Annotated in this window: 16 protein-coding genes; 7 read left to right on the forward strand and 9 right to left on the reverse strand. The window is 73.8% G+C overall.

Annotation, left to right across the window (positions count from 1 at the left end):
• Window positions 1-27: 27 nt before the first annotated feature.
• On the forward strand, window positions 28-1056 hold the full coding sequence (locus NAMU_RS21295; protein ID WP_015749404.1) for a sugar kinase: 1029 nt from the start codon (window positions 28-30) through the stop codon (window positions 1054-1056).
• 16 nt (window positions 1057-1072) lie between these two features.
• A complete protein-coding gene (locus NAMU_RS21300) occupies window positions 1073-1717 on the forward strand; it encodes a bifunctional 4-hydroxy-2-oxoglutarate aldolase/2-dehydro-3-deoxy-phosphogluconate aldolase (protein WP_015749405.1) in 645 nt (214 codons plus the stop codon).
• On the opposite strand, the gene NAMU_RS21305 is transcribed toward NAMU_RS21300, so the two are convergent.
• Window positions 1701-2960: a wax ester/triacylglycerol synthase domain-containing protein gene (locus tag NAMU_RS21305; RefSeq protein ID WP_015749406.1), complete on the reverse strand. Its 1260-nt coding sequence runs from the start codon at window positions 2958-2960 to the stop codon at window positions 1701-1703. The two genes, NAMU_RS21300 and NAMU_RS21305, sit on opposite strands and share 17 nt — an antisense overlap.
• Window positions 2961-3097: 137 nt before the next feature.
• On the opposite strand from NAMU_RS21305, the gene NAMU_RS21310 reads away from it, so the two are divergent.
• Window positions 3098-3772, forward strand: coding sequence for a type 1 glutamine amidotransferase domain-containing protein (locus NAMU_RS21310; RefSeq protein WP_015749407.1), 675 nt, complete (start codon window positions 3098-3100; stop codon window positions 3770-3772).
• 29 nt (window positions 3773-3801) lie between these two features.
• Window positions 3802-4551 carry a VOC family protein gene (locus NAMU_RS21315; protein WP_015749408.1) on the forward strand — a complete coding sequence of 250 codons (750 nt, stop codon included), beginning with the start codon at window positions 3802-3804 and terminating at the stop codon, window positions 4549-4551.
• Window positions 4552-4662: 111 nt separating this feature from the next.
• On the opposite strand, the gene aroB is transcribed toward NAMU_RS21315, so the two are convergent.
• From aroB to dapE, 6 genes are all read right to left on the reverse strand, one after another.
• The gene (gene aroB, locus NAMU_RS21320; RefSeq protein WP_015749409.1) at window positions 4663-5778 is read right to left on the reverse strand and encodes a 3-dehydroquinate synthase; all 1116 of its coding nucleotides are present in this window, start codon (window positions 5776-5778) and stop codon (window positions 4663-4665) included.
• Window positions 5775-6284: a shikimate kinase gene (locus tag NAMU_RS21325; RefSeq protein WP_041369259.1), complete on the reverse strand. Its 510-nt coding sequence runs from the start codon at window positions 6282-6284 to the stop codon at window positions 5775-5777. The genes aroB and NAMU_RS21325 overlap by 4 nt, the downstream gene beginning before the upstream one ends.
• A gap of 26 nt (window positions 6285-6310) precedes the next feature.
• The gene (gene aroC / locus NAMU_RS21330) at window positions 6311-7519 is read right to left on the reverse strand and encodes a chorismate synthase (RefSeq protein ID WP_015749411.1); all 1209 of its coding nucleotides are present in this window, start codon (window positions 7517-7519) and stop codon (window positions 6311-6313) included.
• Between the two features lie 76 nt (window positions 7520-7595).
• Window positions 7596-8498, reverse strand: coding sequence for a Dyp-type peroxidase (locus NAMU_RS21335; protein ID WP_015749412.1), 903 nt, complete (start codon window positions 8496-8498; stop codon window positions 7596-7598).
• 117 nt (window positions 8499-8615) lie between these two features.
• A complete protein-coding gene (locus tag NAMU_RS21340; RefSeq protein WP_015749413.1) occupies window positions 8616-9404 on the reverse strand; it encodes an LOG family protein in 789 nt (262 codons plus the stop codon).
• A 124-nt stretch (window positions 9405-9528) separates the two neighbouring features.
• Window positions 9529-10596: a succinyl-diaminopimelate desuccinylase gene (dapE, locus tag NAMU_RS21345; RefSeq protein WP_041371230.1), complete on the reverse strand. Its 1068-nt coding sequence runs from the start codon at window positions 10594-10596 to the stop codon at window positions 9529-9531.
• 52 nt (window positions 10597-10648) lie between these two features.
• On the opposite strand from dapE, the gene NAMU_RS21350 reads away from it, so the two are divergent.
• A complete protein-coding gene (locus NAMU_RS21350) occupies window positions 10649-11566 on the forward strand; it encodes a hypothetical protein (protein WP_015749415.1) in 918 nt (305 codons plus the stop codon).
• 11 nt (window positions 11567-11577) lie between these two features.
• Here the strand turns inward: NAMU_RS21350 and NAMU_RS21355 are convergent, their stop codons facing one another.
• Complete coding sequence (locus NAMU_RS21355; protein WP_015749416.1) at window positions 11578-12489, reverse strand: type IV toxin-antitoxin system AbiEi family antitoxin domain-containing protein; 912 nt, start codon at window positions 12487-12489, stop codon at window positions 11578-11580.
• 209 nt (window positions 12490-12698) lie between these two features.
• Between NAMU_RS21355 and dapD the strand changes: the two genes are divergently transcribed.
• Window positions 12699-13691 carry a 2,3,4,5-tetrahydropyridine-2,6-dicarboxylate N-succinyltransferase gene (gene dapD, locus NAMU_RS21360; RefSeq protein WP_015749417.1) on the forward strand — a complete coding sequence of 331 codons (993 nt, stop codon included), beginning with the start codon at window positions 12699-12701 and terminating at the stop codon, window positions 13689-13691.
• A gap of 71 nt (window positions 13692-13762) precedes the next feature.
• Window positions 13763-14893 carry a CHAD domain-containing protein gene (locus NAMU_RS21365; RefSeq protein WP_138180384.1) on the forward strand — a complete coding sequence of 377 codons (1131 nt, stop codon included), beginning with the start codon at window positions 13763-13765 and terminating at the stop codon, window positions 14891-14893.
• 156 nt (window positions 14894-15049) lie between these two features.
• On the opposite strand, the gene dapC is transcribed toward NAMU_RS21365, so the two are convergent.
• A complete protein-coding gene (dapC, locus tag NAMU_RS21370) occupies window positions 15050-16162 on the reverse strand; it encodes a succinyldiaminopimelate transaminase (RefSeq protein WP_041371239.1) in 1113 nt (370 codons plus the stop codon).
• Between the last annotated feature and the right edge of the window lie 54 nt (window positions 16163-16216).

The following is a 16216-nucleotide window of genomic DNA, read 5'->3' on the forward strand; positions in this document are numbered from 1 at the left end:
CCGGATCCGAAACATCAAGGAGGAAAAATGGTCTCGTCGTCGAACCCGTCGGTGGTGACCTTCGGCGAGACCATGGTCCGCCTGTCGTTGCCCGGCCACGCCCACCCCGCCCTGGGGGCGCCCGCGCTGGGCATCGGCGGCGCCGAATCGAACGTGGCCATCGCCGCCGCCCGCCTCGGGGTGGACAGCACCTGGCTCAGCGTGCTCGGGGATGACGACTTCGGCGACCTGGTCGAGCGCGAGATCCGCGGCCAGGGTGTGCGTGTCCTCGCCCGCCGGGACCCGGTCGCCCCGACCGGCCTGCTGGTCAAGGAGTTTCGGGGCGGGTGGCCGTCCCGGGTGCGCTATTACCGGGCCGGTAGCGCGGCCGCCGGGATGACCGCGGCCGACGTCGACGACACGGCCGCCGCGGCGATCGCGGCCGCCGGGGTGCTGCACCTGACCGGGATCACCCCGGCCTTGGGTCCCGGGCCGACCGCCGCCGCCCATCGGGCGATCGAGATCGCCCGCGCGGCCGGCGTTCTGGTCTCCGTCGACGTCAACTACCGGTCGTCGCTGTGGTCCGCCGACCGGGCCCGCCCGGCCCTGCTGGCGCTCATCCGGCGGGCCGACGTGCTGTTCGCTGGGTCCGACGAGGCCGCCCTGATCCTGGACCGGCCCGAACCGGTCGACGACATCTTCCGCGCGGCAGCCGATCTCGCCGCCGAGCTGACCCGGCTCGGCCCCGGCCAGGTGGTGCTCAAGCTCGGCCGGCACGGCGCGCTGGCCCGGCGGGACGGTGCCATCGACGAGGTGCCGGCCTACCCAGTGACCGTCGTCGACACCGTCGGCGCCGGCGACGCCTTCGTCGGGGCCTACCTGGCCACGCTGGTCCGCGGGCAGGACGTCAAGGCGTGTCTGGACGCCGGGGCCCGGATGGGCGCGCTGGTCTGTGCGGCCCCCGGTGACTGGGAGGGCGTCCTGGACTGGCCCGGCTCGTTCGGCCCCCCTCCCGACCCCGACCGGCCCGACCTCGGCCGCGCCGCCCATCCCCACGCCGACGACGTGCGGCGCTGACCCGAGAGGGACCCTGATGAGCACTCTCACCGAGCCGGCGGCCACCCGGCCGTCGCTGCTGACCCGGTGCCCGGTGGTGCCGGTCGTCGTGCTGGACACCGCCGACCAGGCCCGCCCGCTGGCCGCGGCGCTGCTGGCCGGCGGCATCGACGTCATCGAGGTGACGCTGCGCACCCCGGCCGGGCTGGCCGGCATCACGGCGATCGCCGACCTCCCCGGCCTGCACGTCGGCGCCGGATCGGTCCTCACGGCCACCCAGGTGGATCAGGTCGTGGACGCCGGCGCCCGGTTCGTGGTCAGCCCGGGCCTGTCCGCGGCCGTCGTCGAGCGGGCCCATGAGCGGGGCGTGCCCGCGCTGCCCGGGATCGCCACCGCCTCGGACCTGATGGCCGCGGTCGCTCTCGGCCTGGACGAGGTCAAGATCTTCCCGGCCGGGTTGCTGGGCGGCCCGGCCATGATCACGGCGCTGGCCGCCCCGTTCCCGCAGCTGCGGTTCATGCCCTCGGGCGGAGTGTCGGCGGCCACGATGACCGATTACCTGTCCCTGCCGATGGTGCCGGCGGTCAGCGGCAGCTGGATGGTCGATCGGGAACTGCTGCGCCGCAACCGGTTCGACGAGGTCACCCGGCTGTCGGCGGCCGCGATCAGCCAGGCTCGGTGAGCGCGGCCAGCTGGCCCTGCAACAGCTGCGCCACCCGCGGCCCGTCCGGGCACCGGGTGGCGTCGGCCACGACCGTGATGGTCAGCCGGCCGGCGTAGCTCAGCACCGAGAACGCGACCCCGACGTTGCCGCTGATCGGCGCCACCGGGATCAACTCGAGCACCCGAAGCGAGCCGATCGTCAGCGGCCGGCTCGGGCCGCGGACGTTGGTGACGAACGTGTTCACCAGCCGTTGGTGCTCGATGAACGGCCCGAAGGCACCGACGGCGGCCAGCAGCCGGACGAACGGGCTCCACAGCACGGTGGAGGCGCCCGGCATCGCGGTCTTGCGCGCCCGGGTCACCGCGACCACCACCGGCAGCCGGTCGCCCGGCGCCCCGGCCAGCGGCACGCTCACCGGCAGCACTCCGACCCGGTTACCCAGCTCACCGGTGCCGGCGCGGACCCGGGCGGAGATCGGTACCGATACGACCAGCCGGTCCAGCACCTCCCCGCGCTCGGCCAGCGCGGCGCCCAGCGCCCCGGTCACCGCGGTGAGCACCACGTCGTTGACAGTGCCGCCGGCCGCCCGGGCGGCGGTGACGACCGCGGCCAGGTCGGCCTGGGCCACCGCCAGCGTCCGGTGCGGCCCGCCGACGTCGACCGGACCGGCGTTGATGCTGCACCGCGGCGCGGTTTGCAGGCCGTTGCCCAGCAGTTCGGCAGCGGCCGCCCGCAGCCGGCTCAGCCCAGGCGGTCCGCGCCGGGCCGGATCCGGCGCGGACGGCGCCGGTGCCGGTCCGTCCACCAGCGCGGCCAGCACGGCCAACCCGGCCAGGCCGTCGGCGAGCACGTGATGCAGCACGATCACCAACGCGGATCGCCCGCCGGCCAGACCGCTGACCAGGGTGACCCGCCAGGGCGGCCGGGCCAGGCTCAGCCGCTGCGGCACGATCCGGGCGGCCACGGCCAGCAGCGCGGACCGATCCCCCGGCTCCGGACAGGGCACCTCGTCGACCTGCCGGGCCAGGTCCACGTCCGGCACCGGCACCCAGACCGGCCGGCCGCGAGGCCGCCGGATCAACCGTTGCCGCAACCGAGGGACCGCCGCCAATCGCGCGGCCAGCACGGCACGGACCGTGGCCAGCGTCGGCGCGCCGTCGAGCACGATGACCGCGGCGAACTGCATCCGCGCTCCGGCCGCTTCGGCGTCGAGCTGCATCATGTCCTGCGCCGTGATCGGCTGCGGCTGCGCCTGGGCCATGTGTCGATGATGGCCGGGCTGGGCACTGGTCTCCCAGGGCCGAACGACCCGTCGGGCGCGCCGCACCTCGTACGCTCGAATCGCCCGTTCGATCCGCTCACTCGATCAGCTCACTCGATCAGCTCGGAGGCACCACCATGGCCGACCCACGCGTCCTGCTTGTCCTGACCAGCCACGACGACCTCGGCGGGGTCCGCAAGACCGGCTACTACGTCGGTGAGGCGGCCCACCCGTGGAAGGAGTTCATCGACGCCGGTTTCGACGTGGACCTGGCCTCCATCGCCGGTGGCACCCCGCCGCAGGACGGCTACGACGAGTCCGACGACGTCCAGCGGGCGTTCCTGGCCGACTCCAAGGTCAGCGCTCAGCTCGCCGACACCGCTCGGCTCGATGACGTCGACCCCGAGGCCTACGACGCGGTGCTGCTGGTCGGTGGCCACGGCACCATGTGGGACTTCCCGTCCAGCACGGCGTTGGCCGCGGTCGGCCGCGACATCTACGAGTCCGGCGGCGTGCTCGCCGCGGTCTGTCACGGCCCGTCCGGCCTGGTCAACATGAAGCTGGCCGACGGCACCCCGTTGATCGCCGGCAAGACCGTGGCCGGCTTCACCAACGAGGAGGAGGCGGCCGTCGGCCTCACCGAGGCCGTGCCGTTCCTGCTCGCCGACAAGCTCACCGAGCAGGGCGCCACCCACGTCCCGGCGCCGGCCTGGTCCGAGCACGTCGAGGTGGACGGCCGGCTGGTCACCGGGCAGAACCCGCAGTCGGCCGCCGCCGTCGGCCGCGAGGTGGTCAAGCTGCTCAAGGGCTGACCCCGTCCGCCCGGCGGTACCGTGGCCCGGTGCCCGTCGACCCGTTCTGGACCTCCGCCTTTCTCGACTTCGCCCCCGGTTCGTTCGAGGCGGGGGTGCGCTTCTGGGCGGACGTGACCGGCTACGCCCTCTCGCCCGCCCGCGGCGAGCACGACGAGTTCGCCTCGCTGACCGCGTCGGAGGGCGACGAGTACCTCAAGGTGCAGCGCCTGGACGACGGTCCCGGCCGGGTGCACCTGGACCTGCACGTCGCCGATCCGGACGCCGCCGCCCGGTTGGCCGTCGAGCTGGGCGCCACGCTCGTGCACGCCTCCCCGCACGGCTATGTGGTGCTGACCTCTCCCGCCGGCGTGACGTTCTGCCTGGTCAGCCACCCGGGCCGGCTTCGGCCCCGGCCCGCCGGCTGGGACACCCACACCTCGCTGATCGACCAGCTGACCCTGGACGTGCGGGCGGCCGACGCCGACCGGGAGACCGCATTCTGGTCCGAGCTCACCGGTTGGCCGCCCTCCCCGTCGACCGCACCGTTCCGACCGCTGCGGCGACCGGCCGGGATGCCCTTGCGGCTGATGGTGCAGGCCGTCGAGGACGACCGGTCACCCGCTACCGCCCACCTCGACCTGGCCTGTGACGACCGGTCCGCGGAGACCGAACGGCACCAGGTGCTCGGCGCGGCCGTGCGCCGGGTCGACAAGCACTTCACCGTGCTCACCGATCCCACCGGCGCGGCCTACTGCATCACCGATCGCGATCCGGTCACCGGTCGGCTAGCACCCTGACCGGCCCGGGCCCACCCCCCGGCGCCGAGTGTGCAGAAACCGCCCCTATTTCCGAGAATGAGGGCGGTTTCTGCACACTCGACGCGGTTCGGGGGCGGTTCGGGCGGCGGCTCAGCCCAGGTCGATCGTCGAGGACCGCCGCCCCTGCCCGGCGATCACCGAGTAGGCGGCGGCTAGCAGCGACGGGTCCGGGCCGACCAGCCGGGCCGGCTTGGCCAGGCCGTCGAGCACCACGAAGCGCAGCGTGCCGGCGCGGGTCTTCTTGTCCGAGCCCATGATCCGCACCAGCTCGCCCAGCGCGTCCGGGTCGTAGGTGGTGGGCAGGCCCAGGGTGTGCAGCACGGTCAGGTGCCGGTCCGCCGTCTCGTCGTCGAGCCGGCCGGCCGCCCGGGCCAGCTCCGCCGCGAAGACCAGGCCGACCGAGACCGCGGCTCCGTGCCGCCACCGGTAGCGTTCCCGCTTCTCGATCGCATGCGCGAGAGTGTGGCCGTAGTTGAGGATCTCGCGCAGCTCGGACTCGCGCAGATCGGCCGCCACGACGGCCGCCTTGACCGCGACGGAGCGCTGCACCAGCTCGGCCAGCACCGGCGACGAGGGGTCGGACGCCGCCTCGGGGTCGGCCTCGATGAGCCGCAGGATCTCCGGGTCGGCGATGAAGCCGCACTTGACCACCTCGGCCAGCCCGGCCACCAGCTCGTGCCTGGGCAGCGTCTCCAGGGTGGCCAGGTCGCAGATCACCGCGCTGGGCTCGTAGAACGAGCCGACCATGTTCTTGCCGGCGTCGGTGTTGATGCCGGTCTTGCCGCCGACCGCGGCGTCCACCATGCCCAGCAGCGTGGTCGGCACCTGGATCAACGGCACCCCGCGCATCCAGGTGGCGGCGGCGAACCCGGCCAGGTCGGTGACCGATCCCCCGCCCAGCCCGATGACGACGTCGCGGCGGTCCAGCCCGATCTGCCCGAAGACGTTCCAGCAGAACCCCAGCACGGTCAGGTTCTTGGCGTCCTCGGCGTCGGGCACCTCGAGCAGCTGCGCGTCCAGGCCGCCGTCGCGCAACGCGTCCCGCACGGTCTCGGCGGTCAGCAGCAGGGTGTGCGGGTGGACCAGGGCCGCGCGGGTGGCTCCGGTGGCCTTGGCCGCGGCCACCAGCTCGTCCAGCAGGCCCCGCCCGATGGTCACGTCGTACGGCGCCCCCGAGGGGACCGGCACGATCACGGGTGCGCTCACGACAGCTTCAGCTCCTGGATGATGACCGCGGCGACCTGCTCGACGGTCAGCTCGTCGGTGGCCACCTCCAGGGTCGCCACCTCCCGGTACAGGTGCAGCCGGGCGTCCAGCAGCGCCTTGTAGGTGGCCCGCGGGTTCACCCCGGTCAGCAGCGGGCGGTTGGTGGCCAGCCCGGTGCGCCGCACCCCGGTGGGCATGGTGACCGACAGGAACACCACGGTCTGGTCCTTGAGCAACACCCGGGTCGACTCGGCCAGCACGGACCCGCCGCCCAGCGACAGCACCCCGTCGTGCTCGGTCAGGGCGGCGGCCACGGCCGCCCGCTCCATCGCCCGGAACACCGGCTCGCCGTCGGTGAGGAAGATGTCCGGGATCGGGCGCCCGGCGGAGGTCTCGATGTCCTTGTCGGTGTCCCGCAGCTGCCGGCCGGTGAGCCGGGCCAGGGCCGCGCCGACGGAGGTCTTGCCGGACCCGGGCGGGCCGACCAGCACCACGATCGGCCGCACCTCCCCCGCTGGGCTCCCCGGGGCGGTCACCGGTCCGCCGCGGCCGGAGCCGCCGGCCGGGTCGCCGCGATCGCGGCCAGGTAGGACTGCACGTTGCGGACCGTCTCGGCCACCGAGTCGCCACCGAACTTCTCGGTGACCGCGTCGGCGACGACCAGCGCGACCATCGCCTCGGCGACCACCCCGGCGGCCGGCACGGCACACACGTCGCTGCGCTGATGGATGGCCTGCGCGCGTTCCCCGGTGGACACGTCGACGGTGGCCAGCGCCCGGGGCACGGTGGAGATCGGCTTCATCGCCGCCCGCACCCGCAGCACCTCACCGTTGGTCATGCCGCCCTCGATGCCACCCGCGCGGTTGGACCGGCGGGAGACGCCGTTCTCGGTCGGGTCGATCTCGTCGTGCGCGGCGCTGCCCCGGCGACGGGCGGTCAGGAAGCCGTCACCGACCTCGACCCCCTTGATCGCCTGGATGCTCATCAGCGAACCGGCCAGCCGGGCGTCGAGCTTGCGGTCGGCGTGCACGAACGAGCCCAGGCCCGGCGGCAACCCGTAGACCAGCACCTCGACGACACCGCCCAGGGTGTCGCCGTCGGCCTTGGCCGCCTCGATCTCGGCGACCATCCGTTCGGTGGACTGCGCGTCGTAGGCGCGCACCGGCGATTCATCGATGGCGTCACGGTCGGCCGGCGTGGGCAGCGGACCGGCAACGGCCTGCGCCTCACCGATGGACACCACGTGCGAGACGACCTCGGCGCCCAGCACCGCGCGCAGGTACTGCTGGGCGACCGTGCCCAGGGCGACCCGGGCCGCGGTCTCGCGGGCCGAGGCCCGTTCCAGGATCGGCCGGGCGTCGGCGAAGCCGTACTTCTGCATGCCGGCCAGGTCGGCGTGGCCGGGACGGGGCCGGGTCAGCGGGGCGTTGCGGGCCAGCCCGGCCAGCACGTCCTCGTCGATCGGATCGGCCGACATGATCTGTTCCCACTTGGGCCATTCGGTGTTGCCCACCTCGATGGCCACCGGTCCGCCGAGGCTGAGCCCGTGCCGGATGCCGCCCAGGATCGAGACTTTGTCCTGCTCGAACTTCATCCGGGCACCGCGGCCATAGCCGAGGCGGCGCCGGGCCAGTTGGGTGGCGATGTCCGAGGACGTCACCGGCACCCCGGCCGGGAGCCCTTCGAGGACAGCCACCAGGGCGGGGCCATGGGATTCACCTGCGGTCAGCCAGCGCAACACGGGCGCCATCCTCCCACGAGCGCCGACCTGCTCGGCCCACCCACCGCCCCGGGGCCCGAGGCCGGGCCGCCGGCCACTAGTCCTCGGCGTCCGGGGGCGCCAGGATCGCCAGGTCGTCCAGGGCGGGCACGAAGTAATAGGCGCCGGTCAGCGGGGTCGTGTACCGGGTCAATTCGTCGCGCAGACCACCGCGCACGCCGGCCATGCTTTCGAGCATGTCGGCCAGCGGCGTCCGGCGGTTGCAGAAGCCGACGAACATGGTGCCGTGCTCGCGGGCGTCGCCGAAGGCGGTGTTGCGCCGGAAGATCTTGCCGAAGTCGTCCTGGTCGGTGCGGGCCGCGTGCGAGGTCTCCGGGCGATCGGTCAGCTCGACGCTGTCCGGCTTGGTCCGGCCGATCGCCTGCTCCTGGTCGGCCACCGGCAACGCGTTCCAGCGCGCGGCCTCGTGCCGCCACTTCTGCACCAGCAGCACCGAGCCGCCCCCGCCGGGCCGGCCGAACGGCACCAGGACCCGGCGGGCCGCCTCCGACAGGTGCGGGTTCTCGGTGCCGTCGATGAACCCGGTCAGGTCCCGGTCGCGGTGATAGGTCCAGCCGGATACCTCATCGGTCACCGTGGCCAGGCCGGCCAGCGCCTCGATGACGGCGGTGACGGTGTCGAAGACGACGTCGCGCGAGCCCCCGGCCGTCCACAGGAAGAGGTCGCGTTGGGTGGCCGGCATGGTGAAGCCGTCGGGCCCGGTGACCGGCGCGGTGAAACCGGTGAGCCCGGCCGGGGCGTGGCCGGGCAGGACCGATTCCCACAGCTCCGGGCGAAAGCCCACCACCAGGTTGACTCCGCCCATGGTGGTCCGCGGCTCGCTCAACCCGGCCACGACGGCCACCGCCTGCCGCGGGTCCGCTCCCGGCTCCAGGGTCAGCTCCAGGTAGGAATGGGCGTGCGTGCCCAGGGCGAAGATGCCGGTCTGCGGGGTGGTCATCGGCTCACTCGGTTCACGGACTCGATCGGGGCACGGCGCTGCGGCCAGGGGCGGGGACGGCGGCGCGGTGGCGGCGGGGACCGGGGAATCGTACGCAGGACCCCGCCGCCAGGGCGGTCAGTGGGCGGCTTCCCAGGCCGCATAGGCGTCGTGCACGACCCGGATGGCGTCGTCCACGTCGTCGGTGACGTGCAGCAGGTTCAGGTCGGGGGGTGAGATGTTGCCGGCCTCGGCCACCGAGGTGCGGATCCACTCGGCCAGGCCGCCCCAGTACTCCGACCCGAACAGCACCACCGGGAACTTGGTGACCTTCTTGGTCTGCACCAGGGTCAGCGCCTCGAACAGCTCGTCCAGGGTGCCGAACCCGCCGGGCAGGCAGATGTAGGCCTGCGAGTACTTGACGAACATCGTCTTGCGGGCGAAGAAGTAGCGAAAGTTGATGCCCAGATCGACATACCGGTTGAGCCCCTGCTCGAACGGCAGCTCGATGCCCAGCCCGACCGACAGGCCGCCGGCCTTCTTGGCGCCCTTGTTCGCGGCCTCCATGATCCCGGGGCCGCCGCCGGTGATGACGGCGAAGCCCTCCTCGGCCAGCGCGGCGCCGATCTCCTCGGCCTTCTGGTAGTACTTCGTGCCCCGTTTGGTGCGGGCGCTGCCGAACACCGACACCGCCCGGGGCAACCCGGCCAGCGCGCCGAACCCCTCGACGAACTCCGCCTGGATGCGCAGGACCCGCCAGGGGTCGGTATGCACCCAGTCGCTGGGCCCGCGCGAATCCAGCAGACGCTGGTCGGTGGTGCTGGTGGTCTGGTATCGCTGGTCGCCCCGCAGCCGGACCGGTCCCTTGAACCTCTCCGGTTCCTGGCCGTCCGGCGTGGGCGCCGGTGGATCCTCGAATTCAGTCACCCGTGCCACAGTAGTGACGCCCCGCGTCCGTCGCGGGCGCCCCGCCCACCGGCGGTGATCGTTGGCCCCCGGTTCACCGGTGCGTCACCGCCCGCCCGCCGCACCGTCCGCCCGGCCGGCCCGGTCAGCCGGCCAGGAACCGCCGCAACACGTCGGTCATCTCGCGGATCTGGCTCATGCTGACGTGCTCCTCGCGGGTGTGCGCCAGGGACGGGTCGCCGGGTCCGTAGTTGACCGCCGGGATGCCCAGCGCGGCGAACCGGGCGACGTCGGTCCAGCCGAACTTGGCCTGGGCCCGGCCGCCGGCGGCGACGACGAACTCGGCGGCGGCCGGCGCCGACAGACCTGGCAGGGCCCCCGCGGCCACGTCCAGCACGGTCACCTCGAACTCGGGGAACAGCTCGACCAGGGTGGTGGCCGCCTCGTCCGGGCTGCGGTCGGGCGCGAACCGGAAATTGACCCGGACCGTGCACTCGTCGGGGATGACGTTGCCGGCCACACCGCCGGTGATGCCGACCGCGTTCAGGCCCTCCCGGTACTGGCAGCCGTCGATGTCCACGATGCGGGCGTCCCAGGCGGCGAGCCGGTCCATCACGACACCGGTCTTGTGGATGGCGTTGTCGCCCAGCCACGACCGGGCCGAGTGGGACCGGCGACCGCGGACCGTCACGGTCGCGGACAGCGTGCCCTGGCAGCCGGCCTCGACGTTGCCGTTGGTCGGCTCGGCCAGGATGGCCAGGTCGGCGGCCAGCCACTGCGGCTGCTCGGCCTGGATCCGGGTCAGGCCGTTGCGGTCGTACTCGATCTCCTCGCACTCGTAGAACACGAAGGTCAGATCGCGGGCCGGGTCCGGCAGCGTGGCCGCCAGGTGCAGCAGCATCGCGTCGCCGGACTTCATGTCCGTGGTCCCGCAGCCGTGCAGGATGTCGCCGTCCCGCCGGGAAGGCACGTTGTCGGCGATCGGCACCGTGTCCAGGTGGCCGGCCAGCATGATCCGGGTCGGCCGGCCCAGGTCGGTCCGGGCCAGCACGCTGTTGCCGAGCCGCTGCACCTGCAGGTGCGGCAGCGCCCGCAACGCGGCCTCGACGGCGTCGGCGATCGGCCCCTCGGTGCCGGACACCGACGGGATGTCGACCAGGGTCGCGGTCAGCTGGGCCGGGTCGGACCGAAGGTCCAAGCGGGCGGCGGGCACGGTCGGGGTGGAGGCGGGGACGGACACATCCGGCACAGTACCGTCGGGGTTGATGCGTAAGTCCGTGAAGTACAGCCTGATCATCGGCGTCGTGATCGTCCTGCTCGCGGTGGCGATCACGGCCGGGGTGGTGCTCTGGCGCCAGAACGACGCCGCCGGCGGCGCCGAGTGCACCGTCCCCGGGGTGAGCGTCGACGGGGCGTCCTCGCCGGCCGTCGAGCTGACGGTGGCCCAGCTGCACCACGCCTCCACCATCAACGCGGTCGGGCTGTCCCGCGGCATCTCCGAGCGCGGCCGGATCATCGCGGTGGCCACCGCCTACCAGGAATCCAGCCTGCGCAACCGGGACGACGGGGATCGGGATTCGGTCGGCCTGTTCCAGCAGCGGCCCTCGCAGGGGTGGGGCACCAAGGAGCAGATCCTGGACCCGATCTACGCGGCCGGGAAGTTCTACGACGCGTTGCTCGAGGTCGACGGCTGGCCGTCCCTGCCGCTGACCGAGGCCGCGCAGAAGGTGCAGCAGTCGGCCCATCCGGATGCCTACGCCAAGTGGGAGCCGCAGGCCACGACGCTGGTGCGCAGCCTGTCCGGGGCCAGTCCGTTGGCGCTGAACTGCGCCGCCGGCGGCCGCCGGCCCACCGCGCTGGCCCCCGACCGCACGGCCCCGCCCGGTACCGAGGACGCCTCGCCCCAGCTGACCGCGGCGCTGGCCGCGGCCGCGGCCGAACTGGGCGGCATCACCGTGCGCGAGGTCGACGACGAGGGCCGCACCGCCAGCGTGGCGATCGCGCTGACCGGGTTGCCCGACGACCAGGCCGGGCGGGCCCTGGCGGCCTGGGCCGTCGCCCACGCCACCGGCATGGGCATCTCCGACGTCAGCGTCGACCAGCAGACCTGGACCGACCACGCCTGGCACTCCGACGACCAGGCCCAGCCGGCCGGCGTCGTCGAGATCACCGTCGCTCCCTGACCTCGGGCCGCTCACGGCGCCACCCGCGCCAACTCCAGGCGCAATCGGTGCACCCACGGCTCGGGCGAGCGCAGCTCCGGCCAGGACCATCGCACCAGCCGCCAGCCGGCCGCCCGCACGGCCAGCTCGGTCTCCTCCGGCCCCGAGCCAGTGCCGGCGCTGGAATCGGGGGCTTGCTCGAGGAACTCACCCACCACCCGGTGGCCGGCGAACCGGAAGGCGAACACGCCGACCGGCCGACCGCGCTGGTCCGGCACCGGCACGGCCAGGTCCGCGACGGCAAACCCCCACCGGTGCAGCAGCACCCGGCTGAACGATTCGCCGGGCCCGCGGCTGCGGGGGTCGGCGAAGGCCAGCACCGCCCCGGCCCGCCGCCGGCCGGGAACCCGATCCCGGCGGGCCAGTTGGTCCTGCAGGGAGCGGCGGGTGACCAGGCCGCGGCGCAGGGCCGCGTCGGCCACCACCACCGCATGGTCGAACGGCAGGCTCAGGGCGCAGTCCACGACCGTCCGTTCGGGGGAGGTGACCCGCACCCCGCCCAGATCGACCACCTCGGCCGGCTCCAGCGCCGCCCGATGGACCCGCACGGGGGCGCCCGGCCGGGCCCGGCCCGGCTCCCACCGGGTGACGTGCAGCGGCGGAATCTCGCTGTGACCGAAGGGCAGTCCGTGCACGATCGCGGCCGAGACGTGGCTGACCACCGGTTCCCCGGCCAGGCAGGCGATCACGGTCGTCAACCGCGCCCGGTGGCGGCTCGCCGGGTCCAGTCGCACCGGTCCCTCGCCCCGCAGGTACAGGCCCGGCAGCAACGCGACCAGCTCACCCCGTTCGCGGGCCCGGCGGATCTGGCCGTCCGACAGGCCCCGATCCAGCAGCGCCGTCCGGCTCACGATCTCGCCGTCGTCCTCGGTGCGATGGGTCATCCGGTCACGGTGGTCCCGGCCGGGCCGCCGGGCAACGGGGCCGGCGCAAATGTGGACAACTGGCCGGTCGATCGCCACCGGGAGCCGGCAACCCACCCAGTTGTCCACCGATATCGGGCACCGCCTTGACAGCGGCGGATCGGGCCGCTCAGGATGCGTGACCAGCCGGCCGGACCGAACCCGGTTCGCCGGCCGATAGGCTCCTGCCCATGACCGCTGCACCCGCGATCTCCGATTCGAATCCCCAGCCGAGCACCGTCCAGGGCGGCGCCTTCGGCACCGGCCTGGCCACCGTGACCGCCGACGGCACCGTGCTGGACGTCTGGTACCCGGCTCCCGGCCTGCTCGTCACCGAGCCCGGCGCGCCCCTGACCGAGCAGCCCGAGCTCCGGTTGGCCGAGCGGACCGACGACCTGCGGGACGTCACGCTGCAGGTCGTGCAGACCCGGATCGCCTCGCTGGCCGACGCGCCGACCGACACCGCCGACGCCTACCTGCGGCTGCACCTGCTCTCGGCCCGGCTGGTCCGGCCCCGCACCATCAACCTGGACGGCATCTTCGCCGTCCTGCCGAACAACGCGTGGACCTCGCTGGGCCCGGTGCCGCCGGAGGACGTCGAACGCGTCCGGCTCCGGGCACTGGAGGCCGGGCTGCGGCTGTCGGTGTTCGGGGTGGACAAGTTCCCGCGGATGACCGACTACGTGGTGCCCGCCGGCGTGCGGATCGCCCACGCGGACCGGGTGCGGCTGGGCGCCCACCTGGCCGCCGGGACCACCGTCATGCACGAGGGTTTCTGCAACTTCAACGCCGGCACCATCGGCACCTCGATGGTCGAGGGACGGATCTCGCAGGGCGTGCTGGTCGGCGACGGCAGCGACGTCGGCGGCGGCGCGTCGATCATGGGCACCCTGTCCGGCGGCGGCAAGGAGCAGGTCACCATCGGTGCGCACTGCCTGCTCGGCGCGAACTCCGGGGTCGGCATCTCCCTGGGCGACGAGTGCGTGGTCGAGGCCGGGCTCTACCTGACCGCGGGCACCAAGCTCACCCTGATCGCCGAGGGCGAGCAGCGGACGGTCAAGGCCCGGGAGCTCTCCGGCGCGTCCGGCCTGCTGTTCCGGCGCAACTCGCTGACCGGTGGCGTCGAGGCCGTGCCGCGGGCGGGGTCCTGGGGCGGGCTCAACGCCAGCCTGCACGCCCAGTAGTGGCCGGGTCCCGATCGGGCCGTCCGGCGGGTCAGGGCCGTGGTCCCGCCGCCGTGCGCGATAATTCCTCGGTGCCTCCCCGAACTCGCGCAGTGCCGCGGCCGGCACCGATCGTGCACCAGGACATGTTCACCGACGCCGCGCTGCACGACAGCCCCAAGCGAAACGGCAAGGGCCGGGCCAAGAAGGGGCCGGCCAAGGCCGCCACCGCGAACCCGCCGCCCGCCCCGCCGGCCGATGCTACGGCGCCGGCCCTCGGCGACGGTGGCACCGACCTGGACGGTCTGGAGCATCCGGTCACCGCGCCCCCGCCCCGGCCGGCGCCCCGCCGCCCGGGCCTGATCCCGACCGAGATCGCCGACTCGATCGGACCGGTGCTGGGCAAGGCGGTCGCCGACATCAAGGCGCACGAGGACGGCAGCCGCCGCGGCGGCGACATCGAGGACGTGCACAAGATGCGGGTCGCCACCCGCCGGGTGCGCGCCTACCTCAAAGCCGCCCGACCGGCGCTGGACCGGGTGGCCACCGACCGGCTGCGCAACGATGTGCGCGAGCTGGCCGGCACCCTGGGCGTCATCCGCGATCACGACGTGATGATCGACCGGCTGCACCAGGAGGCCGCGCTGCTCGGCGACCCCGACACCGGCGCCCTGGAACACCTGATCAGCCGGCTGGAGACCGAACGCATCGCCGGCCGGGACCGGCTGGTCACCGAGCTGGACGACCCGTCCTACCAGGCCCTGCTCACCGAACTGCAGGAGGCGGCCGCCCAGCCGCCCGTCGCCGATCCCTGGGCCGACCTGCACGAGCTGGCCGCCGGCGAATGGCGCACCCTGCGCAAGGCCCGCACCAAGCTGCACCGGACCTTCGGCAAGAACCCGCCCAACGACGAGCTGCACGAGCTGCGGATCTACGGCAAGCGCTCCCGCTACGCGGCCGAGTTGCTGCCCAGCAAGGGCGACATCAGCGCGTTCCTGGAGGCCCTGGCCGGGCTGCAGGAGGTGCTGGGCGACCATCAGGACGCCTGCGTGCTGGAGGATCGGCTGCGGGAGCTGGTCGACGAGGTCGGCGATCCACACGCCGGCATCGCCGCCGGCCGGGTGATCCAGGGCTGCCGCGAACGTCGGGTGGCCGCCCGCGCCGCCTACCCGGCGGCCTGGAAGCGCGCCGAAGAGGCCGCCCGCAAAGCCTTCCCGGACTGACCTGGCTCATCCTGGGGCAACCGCGCCCGGCGCGGGCCCACCTTGCGTCGACTGGCCTCACCCGCACCGCTGGACCGCGTTCGGCGGTGCGTTTGAGGCAAGTCGGCGGCCGGACCAGGGCTCGGGTGCGGACCTCCCGTACGGCGTGGGGCCGGGTTAGCGGCGGCCGCGACGCTCCAGGCGCTCGGCAACGGCGGCGACGTGGTCGTCCGGCGCGGTCAGCGCGACCCGGACGTGGTTCATCCCGGCGTGCCCGTAGACGGTGCCCGGGCCGACCAGGATGCCGCGCTCGGCGAACCAGTCGACGGTGCGCATCGCCGGCTCGCCCCGGGTGCACCACAGGTACAGGCCGGCCTCGGAGGCGACCTGGAAGCCGGCCCGGTCCAGCGCCTCGCGCAGGATCTCCCGGCGGTGCCCGTAACGGCTGCGCTGGGCCAGCACGTGCGCGTCGTCGTCCAACGCGGCCTGCGCGGCGGCCTGCACGGGGGCCGGCACCATCGCCCCGAGATGCCGACGCGCGGCGACCAGCGAGGCGACGATGGTCGGGTCACCGGAGACGAAACCGGCCCGGTAGCCGGCCATGTTGGACCGTTTGGACAGCGAGTGCACCGCGAGCAGACCGGTGTGGTCTCCCCCGCTGACCTCCGGGTGCAGGATCGAGACCGGCGTGGACTCCCAGCCCAGGTCGATGTAGCACTCGTCGGAGGCGACGACGGTGCCCCGGGAGCGGGCCCAGGCCACGACCTTGGCCAGGTGCTCGACCGGCAGGACCTTGCCGGTCGGATTGGACGGCGAGTTCAGCCACAGCAGGGCGACCCGCTCCGGTCCGAGTGCGGTGAGCGAGTCGGACCGCAGCACGGTGGCGCCGGCCATGATGGCGCCGATCTCGTACGTCGGGTAGGCCAGTTCCGGGATGACCACGGTGTCGCCGGAGCGCAGGCCCAACAGGGTGGGCAGGGCGGCGACGAACTCCTTGGACCCGATGGTCGGCATCACGTCGGCCGGGTCCAGCCCGCTCACCCCGTGCGCCCGCTCCAGCCAGCCGGTGTAGGCCGTGCGGACGGCGGCCGTGCCGTGCACGGTGGGGTACCCGGGAGCCTCGGAGCCGTCGGCCAATGCTCGCCGGATCGGCAGCGGGACCCGGTCCACCGGGGTGCCGATCGACAGGTCGACCATGCCGTCCGGATGCTCGGCGGCCCGTCGGCGGGCCGGCAACAAGCTGTCCCAGGGGAACTCGGGCAGCCGGTTGACCGGGGCCGGCTGGCGCAGACCCGAGGACGTGCTTGATGCGGCGGACGACGCCGAGCCGGCGGCCGGGCGATC

Source organism: Nakamurella multipartita DSM 44233, from assembly GCF_000024365.1.
Lineage (GTDB): Bacteria > Actinomycetota > Actinomycetes > Mycobacteriales > Nakamurellaceae > Nakamurella > Nakamurella multipartita.

Coding starts and splice junctions, on each gene's coding strand:
- NAMU_RS21295 (WP_015749404.1), top strand. CDS start 28: ATGGTCTCGTCGTCGAACCCGTCGGTGGTGACCTTCGGCGAGACCATG.
- NAMU_RS21300 (WP_015749405.1), top strand. CDS start 1,073: ATGAGCACTCTCACCGAGCCGGCGGCCACCCGGCCGTCGCTGCTGACC.
- NAMU_RS21305 (WP_015749406.1), bottom strand. CDS start 2,960: ATGGCCCAGGCGCAGCCGCAGCCGATCACGGCGCAGGACATGATGCAG.
- NAMU_RS21310 (WP_015749407.1), top strand. CDS start 3,098: ATGGCCGACCCACGCGTCCTGCTTGTCCTGACCAGCCACGACGACCTC.
- NAMU_RS21335 (WP_015749412.1), bottom strand. CDS start 8,498: ATGACCACCCCGCAGACCGGCATCTTCGCCCTGGGCACGCACGCCCAT.
- NAMU_RS21350 (WP_015749415.1), top strand. CDS start 10,649: ATGCGTAAGTCCGTGAAGTACAGCCTGATCATCGGCGTCGTGATCGTC.
- NAMU_RS21355 (WP_015749416.1), bottom strand. CDS start 12,489: ATGACCCATCGCACCGAGGACGACGGCGAGATCGTGAGCCGGACGGCG.
- dapD (WP_015749417.1), top strand. CDS start 12,699: ATGACCGCTGCACCCGCGATCTCCGATTCGAATCCCCAGCCGAGCACC.